Here is a 26,990-nt window from a genome sequence, read left to right on the forward strand (position 1 = left end):
AATCAGTAGATCATAAAACTCTATGCCTGTCTTGTTTTCTGGGGATTCCTCAGCCCGCAGGGGCCGCTGCAAGCAGCGTTCAGATCTGCCCTGGGAAGATTTGCCAGTCACCCGAATCACTTACCTGAGTATGCTCATCGGGATTCCCTCGCTTGCCTCCTTCCTGAAACTCGAATTATTTAGGGTATAGATAAAATTAATATTGCGGATAAAACGAATAGTGAATGTCGCCGTTTGTCTGATGTGTGCCAGACAAACGGGACGAGCGTTATTGTTATTGCTTGATGAAAGGACGGGTCAGCAGACCAATCGGGCCGCTGACATACCAGCGTTTGTTGCCCTTGCTGCGGCGATCGCGTCCCAGAGACTGAGTCAGACGGTCAAGAATAATCGCCAGAATGACGATCCCGACACCGCCGACGGCAGCCAGACCCATATCCAGACGGCCAATACCGCGCAATACCATCTGACCCAGACCACCCACGGCGATCATCGAGGCAATCACCACCATCGACAGGGCTAACATCAGCGTCTGGTTAACCCCGGCCATGATGGTTGGCATGGCCAGCGGAAGCTGAACCTTAAACAACATTTGGCGCGGGCTGGCACCGAAGGATTCTGCGGCTTCGATCAAATCTGCGGGAACCTGACGAATCCCCAGAATGGTTAAGCGAATAATCGGCGGCAGGGCAAAGATAATGGTCACCACCACCCCCGGCACATTACCGATACCGAATAGCATGACGATAGGCACCAGATAGACGAACGCGGGCGTGGTCTGCATAGCATCCAGCAGCGGGCGAATAAACTTCGCGGCCCGTTCGCTACGCGCTAGCCAGATTCCTATCGGTAGACCGATGAGCACGCAGAAGAACAGTGCGGTGAGCACCAGAGCCAGCGTGATCATGGCCTGCGACCAGGCACCTATCGCACCAATGGCGATCAGCGACAGCAGAGTGGCGACACCCATGCCGAGGCTGGATATCTGCCAGGCAAGCAGCGAAAACACCAGAATGGCAATGGGGGCTGGCATCCCTAGCAGAAACTGTTGGAAGCCGCCCAGAATAAAGTCGACCGGAACGCGCACGCCCTGAAAAACAGGCCTGAAGTGCAGCACAAGCCAGTCGATACCGTGGGTGACCCAGTTGTCCAATGGGATCAGCGTGTCCTTAAACGGATCGAGCAGGTTGAAATGCTCGGGTGTCGCAGGGGCCGAATTGTTCAGCCAGTCACTACCTGATTGCGCAGCCTGATGGGCGGCATCGGCCGAACCATCAGGCGTCGGCGCGTTGCTCCAGGCATCAGCGCCATTAGTCGGTGTGTCCTGAGCAGGAGCGCTGGTGGACCACGGATCGCTCTGCGTGGTGCTGTCTGGCATCGCGCCGTCGTTCACCGATGTAGAATCAACTGGGGCATTCTGTGTACTGGTCGCCCACGGATCGTTTGGCGCAGCGCTAGTGCCTTGTTCAGTGGTCGTGCCTTGAGCGGCAGGCTGATTTTGTGTTGTGGTGGTGTCCCACAGATTTGAGGTTGATTTACTCATTGGTCACTCCTTCCTTATCCAGTGCCTGTAGCAACATTCCTTTGGAAATGATGCCAATGTACTCATGATTTTCGCCGATGACAGGGACGGCACAGGGAGCCTGTGCGACCTGAGAAATCAGCTCGTTGAGTGACATATCTGCGGGCACGGGAGCAGGTTCGGACAGTAACGCTTGTTCCAGCGGATGCTGTTCTTTCAGCGCCTGCTTCAGTGAATCAATCGAGACGACGCCAATAAAGCGTTTCCCACCTTCCAACACGTAACCGTAGTCACGGTCTTCATCCTGAAGGATTTTCAGCGCGGAACGCGGGCCCACGCCAGGCGTTTTACGAATCAAGGTGACCGGGCGACGACGGGCGATATCTTTGGCGCTAAACACGTGGCTGATATCGACACCGCGGAAAAAGGTGCGCACATAGTCATTGGCTGGGTTATTCAGAATTTCATCGGGGGTACCGACCTGAATCACTTCACCGCCGTGCATGATGGCAATTCGGTCACCGATGCGCATCGCTTCATCCAGATCGTGAGAGATAAAGACGATAGTGCGTTGATGACGGGACTGGAGTTTGATCAGCTCATCCTGCATTTCAGTACGGATCAGCGGATCAAGTGCGGAAAACGCCTCATCCATCAACAGGATATCGGGGTCGTTCGCTAAGGCGCGAGCTAGACCGACACGTTGGCGCATCCCGCCGGATAACTCATCCGGGTAAGAGGCGGCGTAGGCTTCAAGACCGACCTGCTGCAAAGCATCTAGGGCTTTTTGCTCACGTTCCGCTTTCGGCACGCCTGCGAGTTCCATGCCAAATGCGGTATTGCTGAGAATGTTCAGGTGCGGCATCAACGCAAAGGACTGGAACACCATACTGATCTTCTTGCGGCGTACGTCGCGCAGCGCGGTATCGGATATTTTAGAGATATCCTCACCGTCGATCAGCACCTGACCCCGAGTGGGTTCTATCAGACGATTGAGAAGGCGTACCATGGTGGATTTGCCGGAACCGGATAATCCCATGATGACAAATATCTCGCCTTCTTCAATGGCCAGACTGGCATCTTTTACCCCGACAGTAAGCCCTGTTTTTTCAAATACCTGATCTTTGCTCAGGCCTTTATCAATCAGTTTAAATGCTCTGTCTGGGTGCTCGCCAAATATCTTATAAAGATTCTTTACTTCAAGTTTAATTGCCATGAAATTATTGTTTTCCTGTGTCGTTTATAATTCTATAACGTAGCCCTGATAATGATTAAACATAATCTACCCTACCATACTCAGATTCTGAGACAACCCTTTATATCCGTCATACTTCAAGTTGCATGTGCGTTGGCGGCGTTCACTCACACGAATCACTTACCTGAGTAAGCTCATCGGGATGAAATGAGAGACATTCTGTCTCTCACTGGTGGCCAGTCGTTGGCAGGTCAAATTCGTTCCCGACGAATTGGTCCTTCTCGTGCCGCCTTCCTGAAACTTGAATTATTCAGGCTATATTGCCTCAGCGGTGGTGAGTATTTCCGGTAATCATAATACGATTATTTCTTCGTTATCCTAATGATTTATTTGATGTTTATGATTTCTTGATTTAGAGGGGATTCTTTTTATAACAGTGCGTTGTCTGTTGTTGTTGGTATGTTGAATGAGTGGTTGATATAACCTTTTCTGATTGTGGATGAGGCGCTATTTATAGTGATTTTCACTACTCGAATAATGGGATAAATAAATCACGATTTTTGGCTTATAGACACTCGAATAGGCCGACGTAAGTCCATTTTTTACTTATGATAACTGTCGGTATTTTATACAGTATAGCAAAGATATAATGGGGGAAATGATAGTGTTAATTTCCACCAATAAATGAGAGTGTTCTGAATAATATATTTGTCATTTTTGCATGGATAATGCCATTTGTAATTCGATGTGTTGAATTGTTTTGATAATTGCGAGGCAATGCCAGAAAGAAAAATAAGGGCATTGTCGAAAAATGGTATTTTGGGTATCGGCTCACCTAACTTTTGCTAAAGAAAAGCTAGCCATGGTTATTTGGGAATACCATGATTTCGACGACTATGCAGGGAACGGTGAGTTGCTTATGCGCCAGTTTATCGTTGGTGGCATGGTATTATATGCCATTGGCTTCCAAAAGCTCCAATCTATGGACGAATTGCTTAACAACGGATTATGAGAAACATAACATACCTGGCATTTCAAATGCCCCTGGCAGGCCTTTGGACGCTTGCTTTTGATTAAAGTTGAGAACCAAGAGCGTTTGGACGCTCACCAGCGTGTTGAGCTCAATTCCGGGCAAATTCTAAAGGTGATTACGTCGGTTGCTAGAGCAATTTTTGACCACTGCAATGTTTCCCTATTGGTCGCTTATTATTGGTGCGCCGCTCCCGATCTTTCGGGAAAAAGGGAAATTGATCTCACGGATTTATATGATGGCTTGCTGGGGTTGGCAGGGAAAAGCAGATTTAACATTCGTATCTCTGGTATGCGGTCATTTAATCGCCTTGGTTCAGACAGGAGAGGCTATGTCATCCTCACACGATATTACGACATTACGTCTTCAGGAACAGGCATTGTTCGCCTTGGGGAAAATATTGCAAATGACGGCGTGTGATGTGATAAGCGCAAACTGGCTTCAGGTGAATATGTGCTTATAGATGGCAAATATTATCTGGCGTCAGACGCACCTAACCAAGCCGATAAACCGATGACGGGTAACTGACACAAGCACATACGGACTTTGCTTGTGTCTTTTATCGTCTTCACTCGCTCATCAGACTGACGTGGGCGGCGACAATGCGCCAGCCTTCAGGCATTTTTACCCAGGTTTGCATTTGGCGGCCGATCTTCGTGCTGCCTGCGCGGGTAAATTCCGTGCTGGCGACGGCCATATCATGTCCGTAGGTGGTGATGACCGTATTACGTAAGTCTCTGTCCAGACCAGCAGAAGGACGGGCGAGGCGAAAGGCGCGGATTTCCTCGATCCCGTACAGGTTTTCTCCTGCGCCATAGCGCACCGTTTTTTCATCGTGCCAGAACAGTTCATCCAGTACTGCAATGTCATTACCGGTTAAGGCTTTTTCGTAGCGATAGAACGCTTCGGTCACGTCAGCCAGCACATCCGGCTGGTTAATATCCTCAGGTAACATATTTTCTTTCCTCATAAGGTATAGGTGATTCCCTGCTGCTCCAGCGCCCACGCCGCCCGCAGACACAAATCTTCGCGCCACGGTGCGGCAATAATCTGTACGCCGATTGGTAGGCCGCTAGCGGTTGTAACAGGCACCGTCACGACCGGTAGCCCGACGAAGGAGATCGGTTGTGTCAGCATGCCCATGTTGGCGCGGACGGGCAGATCGGTATCATTAATGCGCATGGTTTCCTGTCCAATGAGCGTGGCGGAGCAGGGCGTTGCTGGCGCGATCAGCAGGTCTGTGTGTTCAAACAATGCCAGCACCTGTTGACGAAAATAGTGACGGAAACGCTGGGCCTGCACATACCAGGCGGAGGGAATCATCGCGCCAGCCAGCAGGCGTTCGCGAGACAGCGGCTCGAAGCGTTCAGGATGAGTTTGCAAGGCGGGTAAATACTGATTTCCTCCTTCGCTGGCTGACAGAATAAAGGCGGCGCTGCGTGCTAGCGCGGCATCGGTTAGTGTCAGGTTGTCCTGTGCGCCCAGCGACTGTGCGATCTGACGAACGGCGGCGTTGGCCTCCTCGTTGGCCCACGTGGAGAAATAGCCATCCAGCACCGCGTAGCGCAATCCGTCGCTGCCTGCTTCTAATTGTGTGGTCGTCTGCTGCGTTTCGCGTTCGGCCTGAAAATGGTCTTTCTCATCGTAACCTTGTAATGCATCAAACACTAACGCCAGGTCGTCTACGCGGCGCGCCAAGGGGCCGATGTGGTCGAGGCTGGCGACAAACGGGTGGCTACCGTGGCGCGATAAACGGCCAAACGTCGGCTTTAGCCCGAAAATACCGCATAGCGATGATGGTACGCGGATTGAACCGTTGGTGTCGCTACCCAGCGTGAAGTTAACCAGTCCCGCCGCTACCGCGGCCGCCGATCCCCCAGACGACCCTCCGGCAATACGTTGTGTATCACGCGGGTTGTGCGTGGGGCCGTAATGGCTGTTTTCGGTGGTAAAGCCATAGGCATAGGCATCCATGTTTAACATGCCGGATAGCAGCGCGCCCTGACTGGCAAGCTGGCGGATGGCAAAAGCATCCTGTCCGGCGGGTGGGCGTTGACTGAAAAGCTCGGCGCCTGCCAGCGTGGTTTCACCGCTAACGTCAAACAGATTCTTTACGGCGTAAGGCACGCCGGCCAGCGCCGGTAAGGTTTCACCGCGTTGGCGGCACGCGTCGATGTGCTCAGCCTCTGCCAACATGCGTTCGCCGGTGACATGGGTGTAGGCATTGATGGTGGAGTTAGCCTGCTCAATTGCGTCCAGCGCCTGTTGTGCAAGCTCTCTGGCGGAGAGCGTGCCAGCCTGTAAACCTTGCTGAATCTGCCGGATAGATAGCGATGAGGACGCATGTGTGGCGTATAAACTCATAACGTATACACCCCGGCGATTTCCTGATGCTCATCAAGAGGAAAAGCCATCAGCGGTTGCGCCATGGCGTGGATGCGGCTGAACTGCACTAACAGCTCCTGATGTCGTTCCTGACTCAGTTGCAGCGCCAGCAACGCTTCCATGTGCTGAAGATAGGCGGCCAGCGTGTCGCTATCGATAGAGGTTGTCGTCATGGGGTGCTCTCCCGGTTGATTTATGATTAGAAGCCTGCCGCACTGCCGTTGCTGCGTGGATCGAAAGCACCTTCCAGCATGCCGTTGGTGTGCCGCACGATGGCACCGGCGTGGCCGACCGTTTCACTAAAGCTGCCCAATAGCTCGACGTCGTGGCCCAGTTGGCGCAGGGCATCGACGGTGGCGGGTTTAAAACGATCTTCGATCTTCAGGGTATCTGAGGCTTGTCCCCAGGTTCGGCCCAGCAGCCAGCGCGGGGCGGTAATCGCCTGTTGCAGCGGCAGTCCCTGCTGGACATGGCGGATAAAGAGGGCCGCCTGCGTCTGTGGCTGCCCATCTCCTCCCATAGAACCGTAGACCATCGTCCGGCCATCGGACAGACGTGCGGCGGCGGGGTTTAACGTATGAAAAGGCTGTTTACCTGGCTCCAATGCCAACAGGTGCGTGGGATCGAGGCTGAATGACGCACCGCGGTTCTGCCAGAGCACGCCGGTTCCCGGCAATACCACGCCGCTGCCAAATTCGTGGTAAATACTTTGAATGAAAGAGACGCACAGGCCGCTGCTATCGCATACCCCCATCCAGACGGTATCGCCGGGGCCCTTGCCTTCGCCCCACGGCGCGGCCTGGCGGGTATCGATCTGCCGCGCGAGTGCACCGAGCGCATCGTTTTCCAGCAGCGCCTGAACATCCTGCGTCATCATTCTGGGATCGGTAATGAAGCGGTCACGCAAACCAAACGCCAGCTTGGTCGACTCGACAATGCGGTGGATCGTCTGGCTATCGTTCAGATCTTCCATTTCTAAATGATCGGTCAGTCCGAGGATGGCGAGCGATACCAGACCTTGTGTTGGGGGCGCGAGATTATAGATATCGCCTTTACTGTGTTTCAGCACCAGCGGCGTTGTCCGTTTGGCGCGGTAATTCGCCAGATCATCAGCCGTTAGCGGCATACCGATCAGTGCCATCTGTGCCGACAACTGGGCGGCGACGGAACCGCGATAAAAACTGTCCAGCCCTTCAATGCTGAGCGTCGTCAGGGTATCGGCTAAATCCGGCTGCGTGAAGCGGCTGCCCGCGCGCGGGACATTCCCTTGTGGCATAAAGAGCTGGCTAAACGCTGGGAAATCGCTCAGTTCGTGATAGCGCTGGGTGAGCGCATCTTCCTGCGATTGCGTGACGGGAATACCGTCAGCCGCGTAGCGAATGGCGTCAGAAAGGAGACGAGCGAGCGGCAGCGGGGTACCGTCCATTTCTTGTGAATAGGTCAATTCTTGTGAATAGGCTAACGCTTCTTGCCAGCCGCCGACGGTGCCCGCGACCGTCAATGCGGCTTTAGGACCGCGATGCGGGATGCGCTTTTCACCTTGATAATATTCACGGCAGGCCAGCGACCCCGCTGCCCCGCTGGCATCAATGGCGACAGGTTCGCCGTGTGGCGGCACAATCAGCCAAAAGCCGTCGCCACCGATGCCATTCATATGGGGGTATACCACCGCAATCGTCGCTGCCGCCGCGACCATGGCTTCAATGGCATTTCCGCCTTCACGCAGAACTGCCAATGCGCTGGCGCTGGCTAAATGATGAGGTGCCACCGCCATGCCCAATGGGGCGGTATTGCTTTGCATCATTTTAAGATTCCTTTTTGTGTAAGGTAAGTGTGAGTTGCTCCATTAACCCTAGCTATAAGCAAACGGCGTTCCAGTTTTTCGGTGCGGTTAAAAGTCGGTATGCGTGGTCGGAGGGGGATCTGTATCATCCTGACAATCCTGTGCTATGTTCTGCGATATGAAACAAACGTTACAGCAAGCGCAATGGGTGAGAGACGATGATGCAAATAGATGAACGATTACGGGATCGCTACGGCGAACTTTCACCGCAGGAGCAGCGCGTCGCGGATTTCATTTTCGATCACTTTAACGACCTGATTAGCTATAACAGCGCCGAGCTGGCCCGGCTGAGCGGTGTCTCTAAAGCGACCGTCAGCCGTTTGTTCAAACGGTTGGGCTATCCCAGCTATCGTGATATGCGGGATGAACTCAGAACGCTGCGCCAGAGCGGGATGCCGCTGGCGGATAATCGTGATGCCGTGCAGGGTAATACACTGCTGGCGCGGCATTACAAACAGGAAATGGCAAACCTGACGCAGTGGATAAACCAGATCGACCCCGTGCAGTTCGGTGCCGTGATTCAGGCGTTGATGCAGGCGCAGCGCTTGTGTCTGATTGGCTTACGCAACAGTTATCCCGTAGCGCTGCACCTGCGCCAACAGTTGCTCCAGATCCGTCAACAGGTCACGCTGCTGGCGCAGCCCGGTCAGACGCTTTCCGAAGAACTGGTGGATCTCACTGCTCAGGATGTCGTGATTGTGGTGGCCTTTCGCCGCCGCCCTCGCCTGATTCAGCCTCTGCTGGCGCAGTTGCAAAAACGCGGTGTGCCTGTGCTGCTATTGTGTGAACCACAGGTCAGCGCGCTAATACCGTTGGTCAGTTGGTCATTATGCGTTCCGTTGGACAGCGTCTCAGCCTTCGACAGCTACGCGTCTGCCATGAGCCTGGTGAACGTGATCAGCAACGCACTACTGCATGAAATGCTGCGTGAAGGACGCCAGCGCATCCACCACATCGCGGAACTTTATGGTGAACTGGATGAGCTTGAGCAACGCTAATGGTGCGTCAGTGTGGTGCTTTTGCACTGTTGTGGTGCGCATTAATTGGTTGCTATATAGCCATGCAGATCGTTTCGGGCGTGATAGCACCGGATTATTTTTGTGACCTAGCGCCACGCCCGACATAGGGCAGCTCAAACGCCGTTTGCCCTATGAACCCAGGCTTTTTGCGAGGAATCACGTCGCTTCGCGGTACCTTCGGCGTTCATGCCCGCAACCCGGACCGCCAGCGACGCGCTCCCGACGCGGCGCTGACTTTCGCGGCGTCCATGCCGCTCATCCGGCGGTCATGCTCACCTCAGCGTAATTCTTGACGCGAATAACGTATAAAGACCATAAGGTTCAGCCCTGAGTATTACGCGCGATATTTTTCACCGATATCGCATATCCATCCCATGGTTTAAAAAACGCTCAGATTCCTCATCATCAATAGCACAAAAAGCGCAAATATAATCTGGCATGCTCCTTGCTTAATTTCTGTAACGATAGTTTCAATGATTGCTTTTAAAGAATCTTTCGTTTCAATTACACTAACCGGGGGCAGAGACGATGTTGATCAATAAACTGGGTATCAAAAAAGGGTTACTGGCGATGATGGGCGCGGCAATGTTACTGGTGCAGGCCAGTAGTGTGATGGCCGATCAATTGCAGGATATCGAGAAACGCGGCGTGCTGCGTGTCGCGGTGCCGCAGGATTTCCCGCCGTTTGGATCGGTAGGCACGGATCTGCAACCACAGGGGTATGACATCGACATCGCTCGCTATCTGGCGAAAGAGATGAAACTAAAGTTGCAACTGGTGCCCGTAACCAGTGCTAACCGTGTGCCGTATCTGCAAACCAATAAGGTCGATCTGGTAATTTCCAGTCTGGGCAAAAACGCCGAGCGTGAAAAAGTGATTGATTTCAGCCGTGCTTATGCGCCGTTCTTTCTGGGCGTATTCGGGCCGAAGGAGAGCACGCTGACCTCATCAGATGCGCTGGGCGGTAAAAGCATTGGCGTGACGCGTGGTGCGGTAGAAGACATGGTGCTGACGGATATCGCGCCGAAGGCTGCACAGATTAAGCGCTATGAAGATAACAACACGACGCTGTCGGCATACCTGTCCGGGCAGGTGGAATATGTTGCCACCGGTAACCTGGTGGTTGCCGCCATCGCTGAGCAGAACCCGACGAAAGCGCCAGTGGCGAAGTTTATGCTGAAAGACTCGCCGTGCTACATCGGACTGAAGAAAGACGAGCCTGCGCTGAAAGCAAAAGTCGATGCGCTGATCGAGCAGGCGTTGAAAGACGACACGCTCAATGGCCTGTCGGAAAAATGGCTGAAAGCGCCGCTGCCAGCCAGCATCAAAGCGTAACGGGAGCCTGCCATGACCTATCAGCTTAATTTTTCCGCCCTGTTGCCATTCTGGCCTGAACTGTTGGCGGGGTTGTGGGTCACCATTGAGCTGACGGTAATGGCAACCCTTGGCGGCATTGCTATCGGTATCTGTGGTGCGGCCTTGCGTAGCGGCAAACCCACCCTGCTGAGTCGGCTGTGGGGAGTCTACGTTGAGCTGATCCGCAATACGCCGTTTGTGGTTCAACTGTTCTTTATCGTCTTCGGCTTACCGAGCCTGGGCTGGAAGCTCACTGCCGGGCAGGCTGCGCTGTTGGCGATGTTGATTAACCTTGGCGCGTACAGCACGGAGATTATCCGGGCGGGGATTCAGGTGACGCCAAAAGGCCAGTGGGAAGCTGCCCGTGTGCTGGGACTGACGCGTGTGCAGACATTTCTGCGCGTGATTTTGCCACCTGCGCTCCAGCGGATTTATCCGGCGCTGGTCAGCCAGTGCATCATCGTCATGTTGGGGTCGTCGGTGGTATCGCAAGTGTCTTACGAGGAGCTGACGTTTGCCGCCAACCTGATTCAGTCCCGTACTTTTCTGAGTTTTGAAGTGTATCTGGCGACCACGCTGTGTTATCTGGCGCTGTCTGTCCTGATGCGGCAACTCTTGCTGCTGGCGGGACGGCGTTTCTTAGGGAGTCAGTCATAATGGCATTTACCGACTGGGATATTGTGCGCAACCTGCTGCTGGCGGCTCGCTGGACGCTGCTGCTGTCGCTGACGGCCTTCATCGGCGGCGCGTTGGTGACGTTTCCGCTCATGCTGTTGCGGTTGACCAAACGCAAGTGGCCGACGCGCTTTGTTCAGCTGTATTCCGAACTGTTTCAGGGAACACCACTGCTGATGCAGCTGTTCCTCGCCTTTTTCGGGCTGGCGCTGTTCGGTATTGATGTCAGCCCGTGGACGGCAGCCGCACTGGCGCTGACGCTATTCACCAGCGCTTTTCTGGTGGATATCTGGTGCGGCAGTGTGGAAGCGTTGCCGAAGGGACAATGGGAAGCCTCGCGCTGCCTCGGGCTGGATTTCGGCCAGACGCTCTATCGGGTGATTGCGCCGCAGGCAATGCGTATCGCCATCGCCCCTACAGTAGGATTTTCCGTACAGGTGATTAAAGGCACCGCGCTGGCGTCGATCATCGGGTTTGTTGAGCTGACCAAAGCGGGAACCATGCTGAATAACGTGACCTATCAGCCGTTTAAAGTGTTTGGATTGGTGGCGCTGGGCTACTTCCTGATGTGCTATCCGCTCTCTTACTACAGCCGCTATCTGGAGAAGAAATTCAATGCCGCTCATCACCATTAATCAGGTTCAAAAATATTACGGCCAGAACCATGTCCTGAAAGGGGTGGATCTGGATATCGAAATGGGCGAAGTCATTTCGATCATCGGGCGCAGTGGCTCCGGTAAGAGCACGCTCCTGCGCTGCATGAACGGTCTGGAAGGGTATCAGGACGGCAGTATCAAGCTGGGCGGGATGACTGTCACCGACAGGGATTCACAGGCGCGGGAAATCAGCCGCTCGGTCGGCATGGTGTTCCAGAACTTCAATCTGTTTCCGCATATGACGGCGCTGGAAAACGTGATGCTGGCACCGCGCCGCGTGCTGGGTAAAAGCGCGGCGGAATGTCAGGCGTTAGGCGAGCAGATGCTCAACAAGGTTGGGCTGGGAGAACGCCTTCACTACTATCCCGCGAATCTATCGGGCGGTCAGCAGCAGCGTGTCGCGATTGCTCGTGCACTGGCGATGAACCCGAAAGTCCTGCTGTGTGACGAAATTACCTCGGCACTCGATCCTGAATTGGTCGGCGAAGTGCTGAAAGTACTGGAACAGCTGGCCGCAGAGGGGATGACGCTGATTCTGGTGACGCATGAAATGAATTTTGCCCGTGAAGTGGGTGACCGCGTGGTGTTTATGCACCAGGGCACCATCTGGGAACAGGGCGACAGCAAAACGCTGTTTGCTAACCCGCAAACGCCGGAATTAAAACAGTTTATTGCCTCGGTTCGAGGACTGTCAGAAGCGTAATGAGCCTCTTTGAAAGGGGATGAGAAACAAGAATTTGGAGCCTATAACCATGAACAGCGAACTGTACGCGCAAATTAATCCTCCTCACCGCTTACTGATGGGGCCGGGGCCGATCAATGCTGATCCGCGCGTATTACGGGCAATGGCCAGCCAGTTGGTTGGCCAGTATGACCCCGCAATGACGAACTACATGAATCAGGTCATGGCGCTCTACCGTCAGCTTTTCCGCACGGCAAACCGCTGGACGATGCTGGTGGACGGCACCTCGCGTGCGGGGATCGAAGCGATTCTACTGTCGGCGATCCGCCCCGGTGACAAGGTGCTGGTGCCGGTGTTTGGTCGTTTCGGTCATCTGCTGTGTGAGATTGCCCGCCGCTGTCGGGCTGAGGTTCATACCATTGAGGTCCCTTGGGGCGACGTGTTCTCGCCAGACCAGATCGAAGAGGCGATCAAGGCGGTGCGCCCGCGTCTGTTGCTGACGGTACAGGGTGATACCTCGACCACCATGCTGCAACCGCTGGAAGAACTGGGCGAGATTTGCCGCCGTCACGGCGTGTTGTTTTATACCGATGCCACCGCCTCTTTCGGTGGTAACCCGCTGGAAACGGATCAATGGGGACTGGATGCGGTTTCCGCAGGGTTGCAGAAATGCCTCGGCGGGCCGTCCGGCAGTTCACCGATCACGCTGAGTCCGCAGATGGAGGCGATAATCCGCCGTCGTAAATGCATCGAACAGGGGATCCGAACGGATTCGCATCAGGACGGCGACGACGAAATGATCTATTCCAACTATTTCGATCTGGGCATGGTGATGGATTACTGGGGGCCGGAGCGCCTGAACCACCATACGGAAGCGACGAGTATGTTGTTCGCCGCACGTGAGTGCGCGCGGGTGATCCTTGAAGAAGGACTGGATCGCAGCATTGCCCGCCATGCGCTGCACGGTAATGCACTGGTGGCAGGGATTCAGGGAATGGGACTGGAAACTTTTGGCAATCTTAAACACAAAATGAATAACGTGCTGGGCGTAGTGATTCCTGACGGTGTTCACGGCGAGCAGGTACGTAAGCTGCTGCTGGAAGATTTCGCCATTGAGATCGGCACCTCGTTTGGCCCGCTTCAGGGCAAAATCTGGCGCATCGGTACGATGGGTTACAACGCGCGTAAAGACTGTGTGATGCAAACGCTGACGGCGCTGGAGGCGGTGCTGAATCGTCTGGGCTTCCGCACGGTACAGGGCGAGGCCTTACAGGCCGCGTGGAACAGCTACGCGGCAAATGAGGAGCGTGCATGAGTGAACCTCTACTCTCACCTGTTGCGGCACGAGCGGCGGCTGAACAGATTATGTTGCGCTGTGATGCGCTGGCAGAAATCAGCGAAACGCCCGGACAGTTGACCCGTGTTTATCTGTCGCTGGAGCACCTGCGTGCTAATGCGCTGGTAGGGGAATGGATGCGCGAAGCGGGCATGGCAGTCTGGCTGGATAGCGTGGGTAATATTTGTGGTCGCTATGATGGGCTGATACCGGATGCGCCAGCGCTGCTGCTTGGTTCACATCTGGATACGGTGCGCAATGCCGGACGATATGACGGCATGCTGGGCGTACTGACGGCGATTGAAGTGGTGCGTACGTTTCATCAGCAGGGTATCCGTTTGCCTGTCGCGCTGGAAATTATCGGTTTCGGCGATGAAGAAGGCACACGTTTCGGTATTACCCTGTTGGGGAGCCGAGGCTTGACCGGCACCTGGCCTGAAAGCTGGCTGGCGTGTCAGGATGCCGAAGGCACCAGCGTGGCGCAGGCGCTGACTATCGCTGGGCTTGACCCGCTTCAAATAGCGGAAGCGGCGCGCCCGGTGAGCGACATCGTCGCCTATCTGGAATTGCACATCGAACAGGGGCCGTGTCTGGAACAGCAGGATCTGGCGTTGGGGGTGGTTACCGCGATCAACGGTGCGCGGCGGCTCAACTGTACCTTCCTCGGTCTGGCAGGACATGCCGGCACGGTGCCGATGACGCAGCGACAGGATGCGCTGGCGGCGGCGGCGGACTGGATGGCGCAGGCTGAGCGGGTCACGCGGGAAAGCGATCCTCATCTGGTCGCGACGTTTGGCACGTTGCAGTGTTTACCGGGCGCGGCGAATGTCATTCCCGGTGAGGTGAGGATGACGCTGGATATTCGCGGGCCGGAGGATGCGCCGCTGGATGCGCTGCTGGAAAAACTCCTGACGTTAGGGCAGGCTGTTGCGCACCAGCGCGGCTGCCAATTCAGTGCCGAAGAATATTATCGTATCGCGGCAACCCGTTGCGATCCCACATTGCAGTCGGCATTAAACGATGCGGTCACGCAGGTTCAGGGGAAAACGCTGCTGCTACCCAGTGGCGCGGGCCACGATGCGATAGCCATCGCTGAACGTTGGCCGGTGGCGATGCTGTTTGTTCGCTGTCGCGGCGGCATCAGCCACCATCCCGATGAGTCCGTTACTACGGCGGATGTGGCGCTGGCGCTACAGGCATTCTGTCAGGCTGTACGCCAGCACGCGTCGGTACAGTAACAAATTCGCTACAACGTAAAGCGGTCAGCGTCGCGCCAGGCGGGGAAGGATTCCCGGTAGCTTTGTAGCACTTCCAGCGACAGTTCGGCGTCCAGACAGGCGGGCTGGTTGGGGGCAGCAGAGGCAAGGATTTCCCCTTGCGCGTTAATAATCAGGCTGTCGCCACGATAGCTGTGGCCGTTGCCGTCTGTGCCGACGCGGTTACAGCCTGCAACGTAGGCTTGATTCTCAATGGCACGTGCCGCCAGCAGCGTTTGCCAGTGTGCGGCGCGTGGTGCCGGCCAGTTGGCGACATACAGCGCCAGATCGTAGTCCTGTCGATTGCGCGACCAGACGGGGAAACGCAGGTCGTAACAGATCATCGGGCAGATGCGCCAGCCGCGCCACTCAAGAATGACGCGCTCCGTGCCCGCTTGATAGTGGTGGTGTTCATCCGCCATGCGGAACAGGTGGCGTTTATCGTAGTGATACACTTCGCCGTGCGGATCGACCAGCAGAAAACGGTTTACCGCGCCTTTTGGCGTGTTTACCGCGACGCTGCCGCCGATTAGCGCATTGGTTTTTTGCGCCCACTGGTGCAGCCATGTCTCTACTACTGCCTGATCCAGGCTACCTTTGGCGGCTTCCATGGCAAAGCCGGTGGTGAACATCTCCGGCAACACGATGACATCACGTCCGCTCATCTCCGCCAATAAAGTGTCGAAGTGGCGCAAATTGGCTTCCCCATCCCGCCAGACCAGCGGCTGTTGCAGTAATGAAATCGTTAAAGTCGACATAAACGCTCCGCAGCGGCATCCAACGTGGCTTCCTGTTTAGCAAAGCATAGTCGAATCAACGTGTGTGGAAATGGTTCGGCGCAAAAGACAGACAGGGGGATGGCGGCCACGCCAACGTGCTCGGTCAGCCAGCGGCAGAAGTTCACATCGTCCAGATCGGAAATCGCCCGATAGTCTGCCAGAAGGAAGTAGGTGCCTTCGCAGGGCAGAATCTCGAAACGGCTGCCTGCCAGCGCATTGATAAAGCGATCGCGTTTAGCGCGGTAAAAATCGGGCAGTTCACGCCAGTGTTGCGGCTGTTCACGCAGCATATCGGCGATGGCGAACTGGGCGGGCGTGTTCACGGAGAACGTCAGATACTGATGAACCTTCCGCACCTCTGCACTGATCAACGCTGGCGCGACACAGTAGCCGACTTTCCAGCCGGTCATATGGAAGGTTTTACCAAACGATGACACCGCGATAGCGCGCTGGCGCAGGGACGGATGTGCCAGCACGCTGGCGTGCCCTTCGTTGTCGAAACAGATGTGCTCGTAGACTTCATCGCTCAGCACGAAGATGTCACGCGCGGCAATCGCCTGCCACAGTTGTTCGAAATTAGCCTTCTGCCAGACGGTAGCGGACGGGTTGTGCGGCGTATTCAGAATCACCAGTCGGGTGCGATCGCTCAGCACATCGGCAAAATGTGACCAGTCCACGCGAAACGCAGGTGGCTGTAAGGCGATGCGCTTAAGTACCCCGCCCGCCAGCGTAACGGCAGGCGCATAGCTGTCATAGCTGGGATCGAAACAAATCACTTCATCGCCGGGGCGTACCAGCGCCGCAATGGCGGCAAACAGCGCTTCGGTTGCCCCCGCCGTGACGGTGACGTCGCTATCGGCATCCGGTTTCCAGCCATACAGTTCTGCGGTTTTTTCGGCAATCGCCTGACGCAGCGGTGCGACGCCGGTCATCGGTGCATATTGGTTGGCACCCTGACTGACGTGATACGCCAGCCGCTGCTGTAAATAGTCCGGGCCGTCAAAATCAGGGAAACCTTGTGATAGATTGATGGCCTGATGCTGTTGGGCCAGCGCACTCATCTGGGTAAAGATGGTGGTGCCCAGCGAAGGCAGTTTACTGTCGGGGATTAACGCGGCGCTCATGGCGGGTAGGACTCCTGCAAGCCTGTATTGCCTCGTAATATAACATGCTGCTAGTATTTGGCAATCAAGACGCTTGGACGTTTAAACGGCTAAATTCCGTTATGGACTAAGACATAACAGAATGGTCTATATCTCCAAAAATCATCCAGAAACGTTGTTAGAAAAATGGAGCAAAACAGGAAGCCTCATGACTGAAAATCAACAATTGACGGCGCTGCTTGCGGCCTGCCACTGGATAGGTGAGAAGGGCTGGTGTCCGGCAACGGGCGGTAATATGTCCGTACGCCTTGATGAAGCGCAGTGCCTGATTACCGAATCGGGTAAAGACAAGGGCAGCCTTCAGACAGAGGATTTCCTGCTGGTGGAAATTGCCACTAACCACGTGCCGAGCGGTCGCACACCGTCGGCGGAAACCGGGCTGCATACGCTGCTGTATCGCCGTGAACCGACGATTGGCGCGGTACTGCACACGCACTCGGTGAACGCCACGGTATTATCCCGTGTAGAGAAAGGCGCTGAACTGGTGTTGCACGGCTACGAAATGCAAAAGTCGCTGGCGGGGCAGACCACCCATTTGGATCGCGTAGCGATCCCAATCTTCGATAACGATCAGGATATTCCGGCGTTGGCACAGCGGGTTGCGGAGTACGCCAGCCACACGCCGTTACGTTACGGCTTTCTGGTGCGCGGCCACGGCCTTTACTGCTGGGGCGCCACGGTGAAAGAAGCACGTCGTCATCTGGAAGGGTTAGAGTTCCTGTTCCAGTGTGAATTGCAGCGTCGACTGCTGGAGGCGAAAGTATGATTAAGGCGATTGTGACCGATATTGAAGGCACCACCAGCGATATCCGTTTTGTGCACCGCGTGCTGTTTCCCTATGCGCGTGAACGTCTGGCAGACACGGTGCGGCAACACGACAGCGAGCCGGAGATCGCGCAAGCGCTGAACGCGTTGCGTCAGGAATTGGGTCAGCCGGAGGCGGGTAGCGATGCGTTGATCGCCGCGCTGAACCAGTTTATGGATGAAGATCGTAAATCCACCGCGCTGAAGCTGCTGCAAGGTATTATCTGGCGCACGGGCTACCGTAACGGTGATTTTCAGGGACATCTGTACCCTGACGTGGCCACGCAGCTTGCCGCATGGCAGCAGCAGGGAATTCGTCTGTATGTTTACTCGTCAGGTTCGGTAGAAGCGCAGCAGTTGCTGTTTGGCTACAGTAACGCGGGTGACCTGCGTCCGCTGTTCAGCGACTATTTTGATACCCGCGTCGGTATGAAGCGGGAGACCGGTTCTTATCGCACGATTGCGCAAGCCATCGGGCTGCCCGCCGAGCAACTGTTGTTCCTGTCGGATATTCGTCAGGAACTGGATGCCGCAGAGGAGGCTGGCTGGCACACCTGCCAGCTTATCCGTGATGATGCGGATAGCGTAAGCCGTCACCGTCAGGTGGCACGTTTTGACCAGATCGACTTACCGGAGTACGCACAATGAGTGGATTAACCATTTTTAGCGACAGCGATGCAGGCCAGCCGATTTGGCAAAGTCAGGATGCCGATGCGATTCAGAAACAACTGAACGAGATCGGCGTACGTTTTGAACGCTGGGAAGCCAGCCAGAAGCTGAGCGACGCGCCATCGTCTGAAGAAGTGCTGGCGGCCTACCAGCATGAAATCGATAAGCTGGTGGCAGAAAAAGGCTATCAGAGCTGGGACGTCATCAGCATGCGGTCGGATAATCCGCAGCGTGCTGAACTGCGCACCAAGTTTTTATCCGAGCATGTCCATCATGAAGACGAAGTGCGCTTTTTTGTGGAAGGCGCGGGGCTGTTTTGCCTGCACCTGAACGGCAAGATTTACCAGATCCTGTGTGAGAAGAACGATCTGCTGTCTGTACCCGCAGGCACGGCACATTGGTTTGATATGGGGCCAGAGCCGCACTTCACCGCCATCCGCCTGTTCGATAACCCAGAAGGGTGGATAGCGCATTTCACCGGCGATAAGATCGCCGATGCGTATCCGAAGCTGGAGCGGTAGCTCGTTTGTTGTAAACGAACGCTCTATGAATGAACGAGTATGTTTCGTGCGTTTCGACATTTGCCGCTGTATGTTGCATGTTACGAAACGCCCGACCCAGGGCGGCTCAATCGCCGTCGCCCTGGGAACCCTGGCTTTTGGCGAGAAATATGCCGCTGGCGCGGTCCCCTCGTCGCTAATGTTCTTCTGATGGACCGCCAGTGACGCGCTCCCGACGCGGCACTGGCTTTCGCCGCGTCCGTGCGGCTCATCCAGAAGCCCATCATCTCCTCGGCCTATTTACGCCAAGAAGAATCGCATCACTGGAACTTATTTTCCTATTTCAACGCCTCCTGAAAGATCCCTTCCTTGACGTCCTGTGGCGTGACCACGCCGGTGTCGAGTACCCAGCCGCTGATTAAGTCGGCGGGAGTGACGTCGAATGCTGGGTTGTAGACGGTGGCGTTCTGCGGTGCCCACTGGCAGTGGCCGAAGCTGCCGGAGACGCCAGTGACTTCGGCGGCGGCACGCTGTTCGATAGGGATGGCTCGACCATCTTGGCACGCGGGATCGTGCGTGGTGTGCGGTGCCGCGACGTAAAACGGAATCTGGTGATAGTGCGCCAGCACCGCGAGGCTATAGGTGCCGATCTTATTGGCGACATCGCCGTTGGCCGCAATGCGGTCTGCACCGACCCAAATTGCATCGACCTGACCCTGTGCCATCAGGCTGGCGGCCATCGAATCACAAATCAGTTGATAAGGAATACCCAGCTCGCCCAGCTCCCAGGCCGTGAGACGTCCGCCCTGCAAAAGCGGGCGTGTTTCATCGACCCACACGTGCTCGACTTTCCCCTGCTGATGTGCACGTAGCAGCACACCAATGGCGGTGCCGATGCCTGCCGTTGCTAGTCCACCTGTGTTGCAGTGGGTCAGCAAGCGGCTGTTGGGTTTCACCAGCGCAGCGCCGTGATCGGCAATGCGTTCACACAGGGCGCGATCTTCTTCTACCAGGCGCAAGGCTTCCTGCACCAACGCATCAACAAACTGTGGCTGTGCCAATGCCAGCTTCATGCGATCCAGATTGTTCATCAGGTTCACGGCGGTAGGGCGCGATGCCCGCAGCGTCTCCAGCGCCTGCGCCAGTTCGGTCTGCGATAATCCTTTCTCGGCCAACAGCGCGAGCAGCAGGCTGGCGGACAGGCCAATGAGCGGTGCGCCGCGTACCCGTAGCGTTTGGATATGTTCAACCAATGACGCGACATCTGGGCAAGGGCTCCAGCGTTTTTCTTGTGGTAGCGCCTGCTGGTCGAGGATCCACAGTTGGTTATCAACGATTTTCAGGCTAGTTGTGTTAAGTGTCTGCATAGGTCGTTAAATCCATGTTGCATCGATATTCTTATTCTGCCAAGATGCCAGATAGATGTATAGACGTCCGAACGTTTTTATGTCCGTATCTTTGGTTTTAGAATAGCTTTGATTACAGAATGGTTTTGATTTCAGAATAGCGAGGAGTTGGAATGTCTCTTTACCGCACTTTTACGGCGGATGACGCTGTTGAATATGCCCGCCAGTACGGCGGCGTCAGTCAGCCGCAAACGCTGGTAGCCGCAGAAGAGATCGGCGATGGCAATCTGAATCTGGTATTTAAAATTAAAGATGAAGCGGGCGTTAGCCGGGTGATTGTTAAACAGGCGCTGCCCTATGTGCGCTGTGTCGGGGAATCCTGGCCGCTGACGCTTGATCGCGCCCGCATTGAAGCCGAAACGCTGCTGACGCACGCGCGTTTTTGTCCGCAGCATACCGTGACCGTGCTCTATCACGATCCTGAACTGGCGGTGATGGTGCAGGAAGATCTCTCCGATCATCGTATCTGGCGTAGCGAGTTGGTTAAGGGCACGGATTATCCGCAGGCGGCGGCACAGTTGGGGGAATATCTGGCGCAGACGTTATTCCATACTTCTGATTTTCATCAGCATCCGCATGAGAAGAAAGCCGCAGTAAGTCAGTTCACCAACCCTGAGCTGTGTCAGATTACCGAAGATCTTTTCTTTACCGACCCTTATATCGATCACGAAAGAAACCAGTTTGACGCTGCGTTGACGCCGGATGTGCTGGCATTGCGTGACGATCGGGCGTTGAAACTGGCGGTTGCCGGGCTGAAACACCGCTTCCTGAGCAAGGCTGAGGCGCTGCTGCACGGTGACATTCACAGTGGATCGATCTTTGTGGCAGAAGGGCGCTTAAAGGCGATTGATGCTGAATTCGGTTTCTATGGGCCGATCGGTTTTGATGTCGGCACCGCAATCGGCAATCTGCTGCTGAATTATTGCGGTCTACCGGGGCTGCTGGCACCACGCGAGGCGGCGGCCGGGCGAGAACGGCGTTTGGAAGATATCCGTACGCTGTGGCACACCTTTTCCGCCCGTTTTCTGGCGCTGAGCGAAAATAACAGCCGCGATCCGGCGCTGGCGGAGTCGGGCTATGCCGCGCTGTTTTTACAGCGGGTCTGGCTGGATGCCGTTGGCTATTGTGGCACCGAATTGATTCGCCGCACGATTGGGCTGGCGCACGTCGCCGATCTGGACAGTATTCAGGAAACGGAAGCGCGTTTAGCGTGTCAGCGTCATGCGATTTCTCTGGGCAGAACGTTAGTGCTGGCGGCCCCGCATATTGCTGATGTGGATGCGCTGCTGGCGCGTGTGCGGCAGAGCGGTGCCTAGCTCGTTAACCGCTCCCGCCAACGAATCGGTGGGAGCGGCAAACAGACTATTTCTTCCCTTTATTCATCATGGCCTGCAAATTTGCGAAAGGATTATGGGTGGCAACGCCAACATCTTTCTGCGCATCTTCACCTGCAACGACGGTCGAACCGTACATATCCGCATCAGTATATTTTGAGTGCTCATGGTCGTGGCAGTAGAGGCACAGCATTTCCCAGTTACTGCCGTCTTCTGGATTATTGCTGTGATCGTGATCGATGTGGTGAACGGTGAGTTCACGCAGATTGGAATAGACGAATTCGCGTGAACAGCGACCACATACCCACGGGAAAAGTTTGAGCGCTTTTTCGCGGTAGCCACTTTCAAGTCTGGCATAGTTCTTGGGGATGTAAGCCATGTGTCAGGTTTCATGTAGAAGGAAAGATGATGTGGATTTTACAACTGATGTGCCTTTAAAGGAAAGAACAGGCCGGTATAACCGGCCTGATTCTGTTTATGCTGCTTCGGTTTTTCTTTCTGACTGCGCGACCGGTTTAGGTTTGTTGGCGGCCAGTGCGTCGAACGCAAAATCATCCACGTTGATTGAACGCAGGCGACTGGCTTCCGCTTTAGTCAGAATATCCGCCTCTTCTGCGGTAATCTGACCTTCGATCAGCGCCTGTTCTGCCAACTGATCCAATCGTATGAATGGCAGCGGTTTGTCGCTAGCCTTCGACAGGCGTTGGTAAATCGGCTCGGCGGCAATGATATCCAGCAATGCCTCTTCCAGCAGTCCAACTGGATTGTGCTCGCTGGCAACCAGATATTGGCCGCGTCCCAGACGGCTGCGCGTTTCCGATGGCGTTTGCAGAATCTTCGCGACCTCATGGTCGAGGCGGTCAGATGGCGCAGCGCAGCGCAGACCCAGCGGGAAGATAATAAAGGTCAGCAGCCCTGCCACGGCACGATTCGGGAAGTTACGCAGCAGATCGTCCAGTGCCTGCTCGGCCTGATGCAGACTGTCCTGAACGCCCCAGTGCACCAGCGGTAAATCTGCTTTCTGACGCCCTTCGTCCTCATAACGTTTCAGCGTTGCGGAAGCTAAATAGAGTTGGCTGAGAATATCCCCGAGACGCGCGGAGATACGCTCACGACGCTTCAGGCTGCCGCCCAATACTGCCATCGATACATCCGCTAGCAGCGCCAGGTTCGCGCTGAGTCGGTTGAGCTGTTGATAGTAGCGACGTGTTTTGTCATTGACTGGTGCACTGCTCAGGCGACCGTTAGTCAGCCCAAGCCAGAAGCTGCGCACTGTGTTGCTGCCGATGTGGCCGATGTGACCAATCAGCGAACGGTCAAAGCGTGATACGTCATTCTCCTGCGCGGCTGCCATTTCTTCCAGCACATAAGGGTGGCAGCGGATTGCACCTTGCCCGAAGATGATCATACTACGCGTCAGAATATTCGCCCCTTCCACGGTGATCGCAATCGGTGCGCCCTGATAGCTGCGCGCCAGGAAGTTGGACGGGCCAAGACAAATGCCTTTACCGCCGGCGATATCCATCGCATCCATCACGCTGCGCTGACCCCGGTGGGTACAGTGATATTTGACGATAGCGGAGAGCACCGCCGGTTTTTCACCCTGCATGATGCCGCTGGTAATCAGCGTTGCGGCGGCGTCCATGACATAAGCGTTACCCGCAATGCGTGCCAGCGGTTCTTCGATGCCTTCCATCTTACCGATGGAGATTTTGAACTGGCGGCGGATATGCGCGTAAGCACCGATGCCGAGGGCAATCGATTTTAGCCCGCCGGTAGAGTTGGAGGGCAGCGTAATGCCGCGTCCGACCGACAGGCACTCCATCAGCATACGCCAGCCCTGACCCGCCATCTTCGCGCCGCCGATGATGTAATCCAGCGGAACAAAAATGTTCTCACCTTGCGTCGGCCCGTTTTGGAACGGAACGTTCAATGGGAAATGGCGTCGGCCGATTTTAACGCCGTCGGTATCCGTCGGAATTAACGCACAGGTAATGCCCACGTCTTCTTCATTGCCTAACAGATGGTCGGGATCGTACAACTTAAAGGCTAGCCCTAGCACGGTGGCAACCGGCGCCAGCGTGATATAGCGTTTATTCCAGGTCAGGCGCATACCCAAAACCTGCTCGCCGTGCCAGTTGCCGTAGCAGACAATCCCAGTATCGGGAATCGAACCTGCATCGGAACCCGCTTCCGGACTGGTCAGCGCAAAACAAGGGACTTCCTGACCGCGTGCCAGACGTGGCAGATAGTGATCTTTTTGCGCCTCCGTACCGTAGTGTTGCAGCAGTTCGCCGGGGCCGAGCGAGTTAGGCACGCCGACGGTGATTGCCACAATACTGGAGACGCCCGCCAGTTTTTGCAGCACCTGCGCCTGTGCGTAGGCAGAGAACTCCAGCCCGCCGTATTGCTTCTTGATGATCATCGCAAAGAAGCGGTGTTCTTTTAAGTATTCCCACAGTTCCGGCGGAATATCGGCGCGTTCATGGGTGATTTCAAAGTCATTTGCCATCCGGCAGGCTTCCGCCACCGGCCCGTCGATAAATGCCTGTTCTTCGGCGCTCAACTGAGGGCGCGGGTAGTTATGCAGCTTTTTCCAGTCTGGCGCGCCGCGAAACAGATCGCCTTCCCACCAGGTTGTCCCGGCGTCGATCGCCTCTTTTTCCGTGTTCGACATCGGTGGCATGACTTTCTGGAACATGTGCAGCGCAGAAGCGGAAACCAACTTTTGCCGCAGAGAGGGAACCGTAATCGGAATCAGCAGAATCACGAGTGGAATCATCAGCCAGACAGGCCACAGCAACATGGCGGACATGGCTGCAAAGTAGGCCAGCAGGATGGCGCTGCCGAGCAGCAGGCTGAGACGATGGTAAAACATCGCGCCGATGATAATCAGTAGGAGGAGGATACTGACAGCAACCATAACGTGTCTCCAGCATTGTGATCGAATGGAAGGTTTTCACTCTTCACCAAGCGTTGCGTAATGGTGGGAAAGCGAGAACCGTTTCATCAGTGAAATAAGGCGTAAGAGGTCAATGTCATAAGAGGTCTGACCTGTTGCTTATATTCGTTGTAGTTTATCTGATTATTTTTATCAATTTGTTTACATCATAATTACAACTCACTTCACAAACCGAACGGCAGTCGTGCGTTTTCTGACAGGCGTCAGCGATCCTCTCGATCCCGTGATTACACGCTTCTCGCTGTTAGTACGATCCGCTACACTGCATGGCAGAAGATGATACTGTCACCAGACAAAATGAGAGGATTCCATGTATCAGGATTTAATCCGTAGTGAACTGAAAGAAGCGGCAGAAACACTAAATAATTTCTTGAGTGATGATGCGAACGTTCAGTCGATTCAAAACGCTGCGGTACTGTTGGCTAAGGCTTTTAAAGCGGGTGGTAAAGTGATCTCCTGTGGTAACGGTGGGTCACACTGTGATGCCATGCACTTTGCTGAAGAGCTGACGGGGCGCTATCGCGAGAACCGTCCGGGCTATCCGGCCATTGCGATTTCCGATCCGAGCCACCTGTCCTGCGTCAGCAATGACTTTGGCTATGACTTTGTGTTCTCCCGCTATGTTGAATCACTGGGTCGTGAAGGCGATGTGCTGCTGGGGATTTCCACTTCGGGTAACTCTGGCAACATTATTAAAGCGATTGCCGCAGCAAAAGCGAAAGGCATGAAGGTTATTACGCTGACCGGGAAAGATGGCGGCAAAATGGCGGGGTCAGCCGATGTGGAAATTCGTGTTCCGCATTTCGGTTATGCTGACCGTATTCAGGAAATCCATATTAAAGCGATTCACATCCTGATTCAGTTGATTGAAAAAGAGATGGCGGATCAGTAATCCGCATTAATAAACCCTAAAAAGTCATAGGAAAGGGTAGGAAGTCAGATGTGTGAACTGCTGGGGATGAGCGCGAATGTACCGACGGATATCTGCTTTAGCTTTACCGGGCTGATACAACGCGGTGGGAAAACCGGGCCGCATCGGGATGGCTGGGGGATTACCTTTTACGAAGGGAACGGTTGTCGTACGTTTAAAGATCCGTTGCCAAGCTATAACTCGCCGATTGCCCGGCTGGTGCAGGATTACCCCATCAAATCGTGTGCGGTGGTTTCACATATCCGGCAAGCCAACCGCGGCGCGGTGTCGCTGGAAAATACCCATCCCTTTACACGCGAACTGTGGGGACGGAACTGGACGTACGCTCACAACGGGCAGTTGAAGGGCTACAACACCTTGAAAACGGGCATGTTTCGCCCCGTTGGTCAGACGGACAGCGAATTTGCTTTCTGCTGGCTGCTGTCCCAATTGTCCGAGCGCTACCCGCGTACGCCGGGCAACTGGCCTGCGGTATTCCGCTATATCGCCAAACAGGCGGATGTGTTGCGGGAGAAAGGCGTGTTTAACATGCTGCTGTCGGATGGGCGCTTTGTGATGGGGTACTGCTCAACCAAACTCTACTGGATCACCCGTCGCGCGCCGTTTGGTAAAGCGACGCTGTTAGATCAGGATGTGGAGATTGATTTCCAGCAGCAGACGACCCCCAATGATGTCGTCACCGTGCTGGCGACGCAGCCGCTAACGGGCAACGAAACCTGGCATCAGATCATGCCAGGTGAATTCGTTCTATTTTGTTTCGGCGAGCGCATACTTTAACGTTGGCTGACTGGTCAGCAGCGGTGGGTTAACGACGTATTGCCCGTTAAACACGGTGATGACCGGTGGCTGATTGTGCTGATTAAAATAGGCGTACCCCGGCTGAAGCTGTTTCCAGAAGCTGGCGTAGGTGGAATTACGGTGGAGCTGCATGTTCTGTTCCGTCATACGGAACGGGTAGATGGCGATATCAATCTTCGCTTGCCCGTTGCGTAACGCCGCTTCGGCATAGCGATAAATCTCATCCATATAGTTGTTGGTCATGGCATAGCAGCCAACCGACACACATTCGCCGTGGATCATTAAATAGCGGCCGGAATATCCCTGTGATTTATCATAGTCGTTGGGGAAACCGATATTGATCGCGCGGTAATAGTGGCTGTCTGGCTTAAGCTGACTCAGATCGACCTGATAGAAACCTTCCGGACTTTTTAAATCGCCTTCAACGCGTTTTGGCCCTAATCCACCTGAATATTTACAGATTGGATAGTGTTCCAATAAACGGTATTCGTTGCCGACTTTCGCATAAAGTTCGAATATTCGCTCTTCTTTAAAGATCTGAATATAGATCGGAGAGCCTAATAATTGCTGTTTTAATTCTTTTGCTATCGGCGCGAGCGGCGGTGCGGTCTCGCTGGCTGCGCTGGTAACAACAAGAGAAGGCAAAAAAAACAACATCGCAAACGACAGCGCGATTTTTTGCATTATGG

General features: G+C 54.8%; 27 protein-coding genes. 15 read left to right on the forward strand and 12 right to left on the reverse strand.

Going from position 1 to position 26,990, the window contains the following annotated elements:
• Positions 1-274 precede the first annotated feature (274 nt).
• On the reverse strand, positions 275-1,543 hold the full coding sequence (gene proW / locus ACKQAD_RS17990; protein WP_409161374.1) for a glycine betaine/L-proline ABC transporter permease ProW: 1,269 nt from the start codon (positions 1,541-1,543) through the stop codon (positions 275-277).
• The gene (gene proV / locus ACKQAD_RS17995; protein WP_409161375.1) at positions 1,536-2,738 is read right to left on the reverse strand and encodes a glycine betaine/L-proline ABC transporter ATP-binding protein ProV; all 1,203 of its coding nucleotides are present in this window, start codon (positions 2,736-2,738) and stop codon (positions 1,536-1,538) included. The genes proW and proV overlap by 8 nt, the downstream gene beginning before the upstream one ends.
• Positions 2,739-3,528: 790 nt before the next feature.
• Here proV and ACKQAD_RS18000 point away from each other — a divergent pair.
• Positions 3,529-3,729 (forward strand): hypothetical protein, encoded by a 201-nt coding sequence (locus tag ACKQAD_RS18000; RefSeq protein WP_409161376.1) that lies wholly within the window; start codon positions 3,529-3,531, stop codon positions 3,727-3,729.
• 51 nt (positions 3,730-3,780) lie between these two features.
• The gene (locus ACKQAD_RS18005; protein ID WP_409161377.1) at positions 3,781-4,167 is read left to right on the forward strand and encodes a hypothetical protein; all 387 of its coding nucleotides are present in this window, start codon (positions 3,781-3,783) and stop codon (positions 4,165-4,167) included.
• A 148-nt stretch (positions 4,168-4,315) separates the two neighbouring features.
• Here ACKQAD_RS18005 and hpxZ read toward each other — a convergent pair whose 3' ends face one another.
• The 4 genes from hpxZ to ACKQAD_RS18025 are packed head-to-tail and all read right to left on the reverse strand — an operon-like array spanning position 4,316 to position 7,936.
• A complete protein-coding gene (gene hpxZ, locus ACKQAD_RS18010; protein ID WP_409161378.1) occupies positions 4,316-4,702 on the reverse strand; it encodes an oxalurate catabolism protein HpxZ in 387 nt (128 codons plus the stop codon).
• 11 nt (positions 4,703-4,713) lie between these two features.
• Positions 4,714-6,111, reverse strand: coding sequence for an AtzE family amidohydrolase (locus ACKQAD_RS18015; RefSeq protein WP_409161379.1), 1,398 nt, complete (start codon positions 6,109-6,111; stop codon positions 4,714-4,716).
• On the reverse strand, positions 6,108-6,305 hold the full coding sequence (gene hpxX / locus ACKQAD_RS18020) for an oxalurate catabolism protein HpxX (RefSeq protein WP_409161380.1): 198 nt from the start codon (positions 6,303-6,305) through the stop codon (positions 6,108-6,110). Before hpxX ends, ACKQAD_RS18015 begins: the two co-directional genes overlap by 4 nt.
• A gap of 26 nt (positions 6,306-6,331) precedes the next feature.
• Positions 6,332-7,936: a gamma-glutamyltransferase family protein gene (locus tag ACKQAD_RS18025; RefSeq protein WP_409161381.1), complete on the reverse strand. Its 1,605-nt coding sequence runs from the start codon at positions 7,934-7,936 to the stop codon at positions 6,332-6,334.
• A gap of 197 nt (positions 7,937-8,133) precedes the next feature.
• Between ACKQAD_RS18025 and ACKQAD_RS18030 the strand changes: the two genes are divergently transcribed.
• From ACKQAD_RS18030 to hpxK, 7 genes are all read left to right on the forward strand, one after another.
• On the forward strand, positions 8,134-8,973 hold the full coding sequence (locus tag ACKQAD_RS18030) for a MurR/RpiR family transcriptional regulator (RefSeq protein ID WP_409161382.1): 840 nt from the start codon (positions 8,134-8,136) through the stop codon (positions 8,971-8,973).
• Positions 8,974-9,543: 570 nt separating this feature from the next.
• The gene (locus tag ACKQAD_RS18035; protein ID WP_409161410.1) at positions 9,544-10,329 is read left to right on the forward strand and encodes a transporter substrate-binding domain-containing protein; all 786 of its coding nucleotides are present in this window, start codon (positions 9,544-9,546) and stop codon (positions 10,327-10,329) included.
• A gap of 12 nt (positions 10,330-10,341) precedes the next feature.
• Positions 10,342-11,007: an amino acid ABC transporter permease gene (locus tag ACKQAD_RS18040; RefSeq protein ID WP_180740698.1), complete on the forward strand. Its 666-nt coding sequence runs from the start codon at positions 10,342-10,344 to the stop codon at positions 11,005-11,007.
• Positions 11,007-11,660, forward strand: a complete 654-nt coding sequence (locus ACKQAD_RS18045; protein WP_180740697.1) for an amino acid ABC transporter permease — start codon at positions 11,007-11,009, stop codon at positions 11,658-11,660. Before ACKQAD_RS18040 ends, ACKQAD_RS18045 begins: the two co-directional genes overlap by 1 nt.
• Positions 11,641-12,384, forward strand: a complete 744-nt coding sequence (locus tag ACKQAD_RS18050) for an amino acid ABC transporter ATP-binding protein (protein WP_409161383.1) — start codon at positions 11,641-11,643, stop codon at positions 12,382-12,384. Before ACKQAD_RS18045 ends, ACKQAD_RS18050 begins: the two co-directional genes overlap by 20 nt.
• A gap of 49 nt (positions 12,385-12,433) precedes the next feature.
• Positions 12,434-13,678: a pyridoxal-phosphate-dependent aminotransferase family protein gene (locus ACKQAD_RS18055; RefSeq protein WP_409161384.1), complete on the forward strand. Its 1,245-nt coding sequence runs from the start codon at positions 12,434-12,436 to the stop codon at positions 13,676-13,678.
• Positions 13,675-14,937 carry an allantoate amidohydrolase gene (gene hpxK / locus ACKQAD_RS18060; protein ID WP_409161385.1) on the forward strand — a complete coding sequence of 421 codons (1,263 nt, stop codon included), beginning with the start codon at positions 13,675-13,677 and terminating at the stop codon, positions 14,935-14,937. Before ACKQAD_RS18055 ends, hpxK begins: the two co-directional genes overlap by 4 nt.
• 8 nt (positions 14,938-14,945) lie before the next feature.
• Here the strand turns inward: hpxK and ACKQAD_RS18065 are convergent, their stop codons facing one another.
• Together ACKQAD_RS18065 and ACKQAD_RS18070 are read right to left on the reverse strand one after the other, a co-directional pair.
• Complete coding sequence (locus tag ACKQAD_RS18065) at positions 14,946-15,713, reverse strand: amidohydrolase (RefSeq protein WP_409161386.1); 768 nt, start codon at positions 15,711-15,713, stop codon at positions 14,946-14,948.
• Positions 15,701-16,858 carry a pyridoxal phosphate-dependent aminotransferase gene (locus ACKQAD_RS18070; protein ID WP_409161387.1) on the reverse strand — a complete coding sequence of 386 codons (1,158 nt, stop codon included), beginning with the start codon at positions 16,856-16,858 and terminating at the stop codon, positions 15,701-15,703. Before ACKQAD_RS18070 ends, ACKQAD_RS18065 begins: the two co-directional genes overlap by 13 nt.
• 187 nt (positions 16,859-17,045) lie before the next feature.
• On the opposite strand from ACKQAD_RS18070, the gene ACKQAD_RS18075 reads away from it, so the two are divergent.
• The 3 genes from ACKQAD_RS18075 to ACKQAD_RS18085 are packed head-to-tail and all read left to right on the forward strand — an operon-like array spanning position 17,046 to position 18,891.
• Positions 17,046-17,663, forward strand: a complete 618-nt coding sequence (locus ACKQAD_RS18075; RefSeq protein ID WP_409161388.1) for a methylthioribulose 1-phosphate dehydratase — start codon at positions 17,046-17,048, stop codon at positions 17,661-17,663.
• Positions 17,660-18,349, forward strand: coding sequence for an acireductone synthase (mtnC, locus tag ACKQAD_RS18080; protein ID WP_409161389.1), 690 nt, complete (start codon positions 17,660-17,662; stop codon positions 18,347-18,349). Before ACKQAD_RS18075 ends, mtnC begins: the two co-directional genes overlap by 4 nt.
• Positions 18,346-18,891, forward strand: coding sequence for a 1,2-dihydroxy-3-keto-5-methylthiopentene dioxygenase (locus ACKQAD_RS18085; protein WP_151241520.1), 546 nt, complete (start codon positions 18,346-18,348; stop codon positions 18,889-18,891). The genes mtnC and ACKQAD_RS18085 overlap by 4 nt, the downstream gene beginning before the upstream one ends.
• 317 nt (positions 18,892-19,208) lie before the next feature.
• On the opposite strand, the gene mtnA is transcribed toward ACKQAD_RS18085, so the two are convergent.
• Positions 19,209-20,237 carry an S-methyl-5-thioribose-1-phosphate isomerase gene (gene mtnA / locus ACKQAD_RS18090; protein WP_409161390.1) on the reverse strand — a complete coding sequence of 343 codons (1,029 nt, stop codon included), beginning with the start codon at positions 20,235-20,237 and terminating at the stop codon, positions 19,209-19,211.
• A gap of 152 nt (positions 20,238-20,389) precedes the next feature.
• Between mtnA and mtnK the strand changes: the two genes are divergently transcribed.
• Positions 20,390-21,592, forward strand: a complete 1,203-nt coding sequence (gene mtnK / locus ACKQAD_RS18095; protein ID WP_409161391.1) for an S-methyl-5-thioribose kinase — start codon at positions 20,390-20,392, stop codon at positions 21,590-21,592.
• Between the two features lie 46 nt (positions 21,593-21,638).
• Here mtnK and yajD read toward each other — a convergent pair whose 3' ends face one another.
• Both yajD and fadE read right to left on the reverse strand, forming a co-directional pair.
• The gene (gene yajD / locus ACKQAD_RS18100) at positions 21,639-21,989 is read right to left on the reverse strand and encodes an HNH nuclease YajD (RefSeq protein WP_010282592.1); all 351 of its coding nucleotides are present in this window, start codon (positions 21,987-21,989) and stop codon (positions 21,639-21,641) included.
• A 96-nt stretch (positions 21,990-22,085) separates the two neighbouring features.
• Entirely contained in the window at positions 22,086-24,533 is a 2,448-nt protein-coding gene (gene fadE, locus ACKQAD_RS18105; protein WP_409161392.1) for an acyl-CoA dehydrogenase FadE, read from the reverse strand.
• 349 nt (positions 24,534-24,882) lie between these two features.
• Between fadE and lpcA the strand changes: the two genes are divergently transcribed.
• Positions 24,883-25,464: a D-sedoheptulose 7-phosphate isomerase gene (gene lpcA / locus ACKQAD_RS18110; RefSeq protein ID WP_409161393.1), complete on the forward strand. Its 582-nt coding sequence runs from the start codon at positions 24,883-24,885 to the stop codon at positions 25,462-25,464.
• A 48-nt stretch (positions 25,465-25,512) separates the two neighbouring features.
• The gene (locus tag ACKQAD_RS18115; protein WP_409161394.1) at positions 25,513-26,280 is read left to right on the forward strand and encodes a class II glutamine amidotransferase; all 768 of its coding nucleotides are present in this window, start codon (positions 25,513-25,515) and stop codon (positions 26,278-26,280) included.
• Here the strand turns inward: ACKQAD_RS18115 and dpaA are convergent.
• A complete protein-coding gene (gene dpaA / locus ACKQAD_RS18120) occupies positions 26,251-26,985 on the reverse strand; it encodes a peptidoglycan meso-diaminopimelic acid protein amidase (RefSeq protein WP_409161395.1) in 735 nt (244 codons plus the stop codon). The two genes, ACKQAD_RS18115 and dpaA, sit on opposite strands and share 30 nt — an antisense overlap.
• Positions 26,986-26,990: the final 5 nt, after the last annotated feature.

The sequence above is a fragment of the Pectobacterium artocarpous genome, assembly GCF_046159765.1.
Classification (GTDB): domain Bacteria; phylum Pseudomonadota; class Gammaproteobacteria; order Enterobacterales; family Enterobacteriaceae; genus Pectobacterium.

Excerpts from the sequence above, each read along its gene's own strand:
- hpxK (WP_409161385.1), top strand. The coding sequence starts at position 13,675 with ATGAGTGAACCTCTACTCTCACCTGTTGCGGCACGAGCGGCGGCTGAA.
- ACKQAD_RS18045 (WP_180740697.1), top strand. The coding sequence starts at position 11,007 with ATGGCATTTACCGACTGGGATATTGTGCGCAACCTGCTGCTGGCGGCT.
- ACKQAD_RS18055 (WP_409161384.1), top strand. The coding sequence starts at position 12,434 with ATGAACAGCGAACTGTACGCGCAAATTAATCCTCCTCACCGCTTACTG.
- ACKQAD_RS18025 (WP_409161381.1), bottom strand. The coding sequence starts at position 7,936 with ATGATGCAAAGCAATACCGCCCCATTGGGCATGGCGGTGGCACCTCAT.
- ACKQAD_RS18070 (WP_409161387.1), bottom strand. The coding sequence starts at position 16,858 with ATGAGCGCCGCGTTAATCCCCGACAGTAAACTGCCTTCGCTGGGCACC.
- ACKQAD_RS18115 (WP_409161394.1), top strand. The coding sequence starts at position 25,513 with ATGTGTGAACTGCTGGGGATGAGCGCGAATGTACCGACGGATATCTGC.
- proV (WP_409161375.1), bottom strand. The coding sequence starts at position 2,738 with ATGGCAATTAAACTTGAAGTAAAGAATCTTTATAAGATATTTGGCGAG.
- ACKQAD_RS18050 (WP_409161383.1), top strand. The coding sequence starts at position 11,641 with ATGCCGCTCATCACCATTAATCAGGTTCAAAAATATTACGGCCAGAAC.
- mtnK (WP_409161391.1), top strand. The coding sequence starts at position 20,390 with ATGTCTCTTTACCGCACTTTTACGGCGGATGACGCTGTTGAATATGCC.
- ACKQAD_RS18015 (WP_409161379.1), bottom strand. The coding sequence starts at position 6,111 with ATGAGTTTATACGCCACACATGCGTCCTCATCGCTATCTATCCGGCAG.
- hpxZ (WP_409161378.1), bottom strand. The coding sequence starts at position 4,702 with ATGTTACCTGAGGATATTAACCAGCCGGATGTGCTGGCTGACGTGACC.
- ACKQAD_RS18085 (WP_151241520.1), top strand. The coding sequence starts at position 18,346 with ATGAGTGGATTAACCATTTTTAGCGACAGCGATGCAGGCCAGCCGATT.
- fadE (WP_409161392.1), bottom strand. The coding sequence starts at position 24,533 with ATGGTTGCTGTCAGTATCCTCCTCCTACTGATTATCATCGGCGCGATG.
- ACKQAD_RS18030 (WP_409161382.1), top strand. The coding sequence starts at position 8,134 with ATGATGCAAATAGATGAACGATTACGGGATCGCTACGGCGAACTTTCA.
- dpaA (WP_409161395.1), bottom strand. The coding sequence starts at position 26,985 with ATGCAAAAAATCGCGCTGTCGTTTGCGATGTTGTTTTTTTTGCCTTCT.
- yajD (WP_010282592.1), bottom strand. The coding sequence starts at position 21,989 with ATGGCTTACATCCCCAAGAACTATGCCAGACTTGAAAGTGGCTACCGC.
- ACKQAD_RS18075 (WP_409161388.1), top strand. The coding sequence starts at position 17,046 with ATGACTGAAAATCAACAATTGACGGCGCTGCTTGCGGCCTGCCACTGG.
- mtnA (WP_409161390.1), bottom strand. The coding sequence starts at position 20,237 with ATGCAGACACTTAACACAACTAGCCTGAAAATCGTTGATAACCAACTG.
- hpxX (WP_409161380.1), bottom strand. The coding sequence starts at position 6,305 with ATGACGACAACCTCTATCGATAGCGACACGCTGGCCGCCTATCTTCAG.
- ACKQAD_RS18000 (WP_409161376.1), top strand. The coding sequence starts at position 3,529 with ATGGTATTTTGGGTATCGGCTCACCTAACTTTTGCTAAAGAAAAGCTA.
- ACKQAD_RS18040 (WP_180740698.1), top strand. The coding sequence starts at position 10,342 with ATGACCTATCAGCTTAATTTTTCCGCCCTGTTGCCATTCTGGCCTGAA.
- proW (WP_409161374.1), bottom strand. The coding sequence starts at position 1,543 with ATGAGTAAATCAACCTCAAATCTGTGGGACACCACCACAACACAAAAT.
- lpcA (WP_409161393.1), top strand. The coding sequence starts at position 24,883 with ATGTATCAGGATTTAATCCGTAGTGAACTGAAAGAAGCGGCAGAAACA.
- mtnC (WP_409161389.1), top strand. The coding sequence starts at position 17,660 with ATGATTAAGGCGATTGTGACCGATATTGAAGGCACCACCAGCGATATC.
- ACKQAD_RS18065 (WP_409161386.1), bottom strand. The coding sequence starts at position 15,713 with ATGTCGACTTTAACGATTTCATTACTGCAACAGCCGCTGGTCTGGCGG.